The sequence below is a fragment of the Thermodesulfitimonas sp. genome, from assembly GCF_052743955.1.
Window position 1 is genome coordinate 10,741 of record NZ_JBRAIN010000043.1, and the last position, 3,570, is coordinate 14,310.

At 58.5% G+C, this 3,570-nt stretch carries 5 protein-coding genes; 3 read left to right on the top strand and 2 right to left on the bottom strand.

All coding sequences use genetic code 11. From position 1 onward, the window contains the following. Positions 1 to 458: hypothetical protein (locus tag ACUVTA_RS05195; RefSeq protein WP_445951912.1), on the bottom strand; the 458-nt coding region annotated here is incomplete at its 3' end. Between the two features lie 108 nt (positions 459 to 566). Here ACUVTA_RS05195 and ACUVTA_RS05200 point away from each other — a divergent pair. The 3 genes from ACUVTA_RS05200 to ACUVTA_RS05210 all read left to right on the top strand — a co-directional run bounded on the left by ACUVTA_RS05200 (position 567) and on the right by ACUVTA_RS05210 (position 2,933). Continuing rightward, on the top strand, positions 567 to 1,457 hold the full coding sequence (locus ACUVTA_RS05200) for a 4-(cytidine 5'-diphospho)-2-C-methyl-D-erythritol kinase (RefSeq protein WP_445951913.1): 891 nt from the start codon (positions 567 to 569) through the stop codon (positions 1,455 to 1,457). 66 nt (positions 1,458 to 1,523) lie between these two features. Further along, entirely contained in the window at positions 1,524 to 2,177 is a 654-nt protein-coding gene (locus ACUVTA_RS05205) for a GntR family transcriptional regulator (RefSeq protein ID WP_445951914.1), read from the top strand. A gap of 3 nt (positions 2,178 to 2,180) precedes the next feature. Further along, positions 2,181 to 2,933, top strand: coding sequence for a nucleotidyltransferase family protein (locus tag ACUVTA_RS05210; RefSeq protein ID WP_445951915.1), 753 nt, complete (start codon positions 2,181 to 2,183; stop codon positions 2,931 to 2,933). Here the strand turns inward: ACUVTA_RS05210 and ACUVTA_RS05215 are convergent. Further along, a complete protein-coding gene (locus ACUVTA_RS05215; RefSeq protein ID WP_445951916.1) occupies positions 2,930 to 3,427 on the bottom strand; it encodes a BON domain-containing protein in 498 nt (165 codons plus the stop codon). The two genes, ACUVTA_RS05210 and ACUVTA_RS05215, sit on opposite strands and share 4 nt — an antisense overlap. Positions 3,428 to 3,570: the final 143 nt, after the last annotated feature.

Consider the following 3,570-nt stretch of genomic DNA (forward strand, 5'->3'; position numbering starts at 1 on the left):
CCCGAGCGCGATGGCCAGCAGGATGCCGAGTTTCGCTGTGGTTGTGCCGCCAGTGCCGAGGGCGATTCCTTCTGGGAGGTCATGGAGGGCGATAGCGGTAAATAAGAGCCAGCCGAGGCGCCGGTATTCGTCTTGGGCTCCTGGGTGATGGGGTAAAAGGGGGTCGCAGAAAAAAGGAAGGCGCCGCCGGTAAGGCATCCCGCCAGGGCGGCACCGGAGCCGCCGAGCGCTACCGAGGTGGGGAGAAGTTCGCAGGCCGCGACGCTACTCATGACACCACCGGCGAAGCCGGCAAGGAAGGGCAGCATGCAGTCGAAGGGGATAAGGAGGGCAAGGGCCGCGCCGAGTAGCGTTCCGGTGCCGGCAAGGAGGCTGAGGAGGAGAAGAAAGAGGGCCTGATTGCCCGTTAAGGTGGAAACGTAGAGATGGCCAGTTACCAGAACAGGAGCGAAAAGCAAAGGGCCTTACCCCCTATCTTCCAGTCGCGCTTTTAAAGCTCTTGCTTCTACAAGGCTTTTTGTGTAAAGTTTATGAAAAAGCGGCTCCCGGTATGTGAGTAATGTTAAGTGGCTATTGGCTATATCGCACGGGCAAAAGTTAATCTTTGTCTCGATATCCTTGGGCGCTACGCCGACGGTTACCACGAGATAGCCTCGGTAATGCAGAGCCTGGCGGTAGGTGACGATATATTCTTGGAGGCGGCAGCAGGTTTAACCCTCACGGTGGTGGGTGAGCCGGTGCCGGAGGGCGAGGCAAATCTGGTAGTCCGGGCAGCCAGGCGTCTGGCCGAAGTAACTGGCTACCGGGGGGGGGCGGTGATCACGCTTGTTAAGCGGATACCTGTGGCCGCGGGGCTCGGTGGGGGGTCGGCCGATGCTGCTGCTACCCTGGTGGGGTTGAATGAGCTCTGGGGGTTGGGGTGCGACGCCGCGTTTTTGGCGGCCCTGGGGGCAGAAATCGGGGCCGATATTCCTTTTTGCCTCACAGGCGGCACAGCGCTGGTCACGGGCAGGGGAGAGCGGATACGCCGCTTGCCTGCGCTACCGGAACTGGGAGTTCTCCTTTTAAAGCCGCCGTACGGGATTTCTACGGGTGAGGCTTACCGCGATTACGACCTCTTGGCTCCGCAAGGGGAACCGGTGGCTGCGGCAATGGCCGCGGCGCTTGAGCGTGGCGCGTGGCGCGAGGCGTTAGGATATTGCAGTAACACCTTCGAGGCAGTTATCTTCAGGAAACACGCGGAGCTGGCTCGTTTAAAGCGGGAGTTAAGAGAGGCTGGCGCGCTCGCCGCGCTCATGTCGGGCAGCGGGCCTACGCTTTACGGGCTTTTCCCTTCAGTTGAGGCGGCGTCCCAAGCGGCGCAGTTTTTGGGGAGGCGGGATCTCCGGGTGATTGTGACTGCTACGGCGGCGGCAGGCCTCGAACGCCGGGAGGAGAGCCCGCGCGGCGCGGGCTAATGTCTTGTGGCCGGGGCGAGTATTTTGGGGGAGTGATGCCATCTGCAACAGCAACGGCTTTTGCCGGTGAAGCTCGATAACTATAAACCCCTCCGGGAGGTGGTTTTCGAATCCCTCCGGGAGGCGATTATCAAAGGGGTATTAAAACCGGGCGAGCGGCTGATGGAGGTGCAGCTTGCGGCGGAATTAGGGGTAAGCCGGACTCCTGTACGGGAGGCGATCCGTAAACTCGAGCTTGAAGGTCTCGTGGTAATGCTTCCCCGCCGTGGCGCTTATGTTGCCGGTATCACCGTGAAGGATATCGCGGACGTTTTCGAAGTCCGGGCGGCGCTCGAGGCTCTGGCGGCAAGCCTTGCGGCAGAGCGGATTACGGAAGAGGAGCTTGAAGAACTGGAACGGTCCCTGGTGGAAATCGGCGAGGTAAGCGAGACGCAAGACATCGAGATAATTGTAGCGCGGGATACGCGGTTTCACGATATTATCTACCGGGCCAGCCGTAACAACTGGCTAATCCAGATCATTACTAACCTCCAGGACCAGCTCCAACGCTTCCGGATGACCACCCTCTCCCGTCCGGGTAGAACCCGCGAGGCGGTTGAGGAACACCGGAAAATCGTCGAGGCTATTTCGGAACGGAACAGCGAACTCGCGGCGCAGTTAGCCCGCGAGCATATTGAGAATGCTGAAAGCAGCCTCTTAAGCACGCTGAAGGAGCGCTAAATAATGATTCCAGCGGTTGTTCTGGCGGGAGCCCTTAACAGCGGGCCGCTGCGCGAGATTTCGCCGGTGTCCTACGAAGCCTTGATCGATCTGTGCGGGCGGCCCCTTGCGGCGTACGTGATCCAGGCGCTGCTTGATTCTGCAGTTATCAGCAAGGTTGTGGTTGTCGGTCCTGGGGGGCTGCAAAAAGAATTTCCCGTCGCGCGGGTTACCATCATTCCCCCCCAAGGGAACATGATCGAGAACCTGGCGGCAGGGTTAGAGGCTGTATCTGGCGCCGCCCGGGTATTGGTGACGACGGGAGATATCCCGCTCCTCACACCAGTGGCGGTAGAGGGGTTCTTGCGGTTGTGCGCCCGCCACGATGCCGATGTCTACTATTCTGTTGTTCCGCGGGATGCCGTGGAAAGGGCCTACCCGGGAGTTAAGCGCACTTACGTCCGCTTGAGAGAAGGAGTTTTCACCGGCGGCAACGTTGGACTGGTCGATCCCGGCGCGCTGAAAAAAGCGCTGGGCCGGGCCCAGGACTTTGTTCGCCTCCGCAAGAAACCGCTGCGTCTGGCACTGGTTGTGGGTCCAGGCCTTTTGTTCCGGTACGTTTTGGGACGTTTGTCGCTGACCCAAGCGGAGCGGAAGGTAGCCCGTTTTTTAGGCGTTCGGGGGCGGGTGGTGGTTACGCCCTGGCCCGAGATCGGGATCGATGTCGATAAGCCTTCTGATTTCACATTGGCCCAAAAGATACTTTGCCAAGCTTAATCCTTTTCCTCTTCTCGGTCGTTTCTTACTTGGCTATGGAAAATAGTGGTGAGTGTTTCTTGGTTACCCTTAGATAGGCTGACGGCAGCGGTAACTTTTTTTACCCCCCGGGCTTTCGCTGCCGCCTTGCGTGCCGTATCCAGTTCTGCTGGGTCGTCCGTTCTTCCGGTGAGGGTGACAACGCCATCCTTCACCTTGGTGCCGATGTGCTTAAGGTTCACTCCGGCCACGCGCAACTCTTCGGCGACCTCTTCCAGGACCGCGCCATCGTCAATTGCGCCGTCCGTGCTGATGGCGATATCGGTCACCACCTGGTCTACGCCGGGGATAGCCCTTACCGACGCCGTCAAGTATTCTTTTTCACTAAGGGTGTCCACCACGTCGGTTAGGTAAACGGTATTACGGTCTACATCGATCCGAATCCCGTAACCCCAGAGGTTTTTGTCGCTGTCTAGTAACGCTTCGACCACGGCTTTAAGCTCGGCTTGTTCCATGCTTTCCCTCCAAAACAGTATTATGTGCTTTTATCAGCGGATTTAGTCTGAAGGTGGCGGGTGTGGCGGGAAAGCGAACGAAAGGTGGTAAAACATTTGTTACTGTTCGAGTAAAATTTGAGTAGGGGTAACAGGATACATTA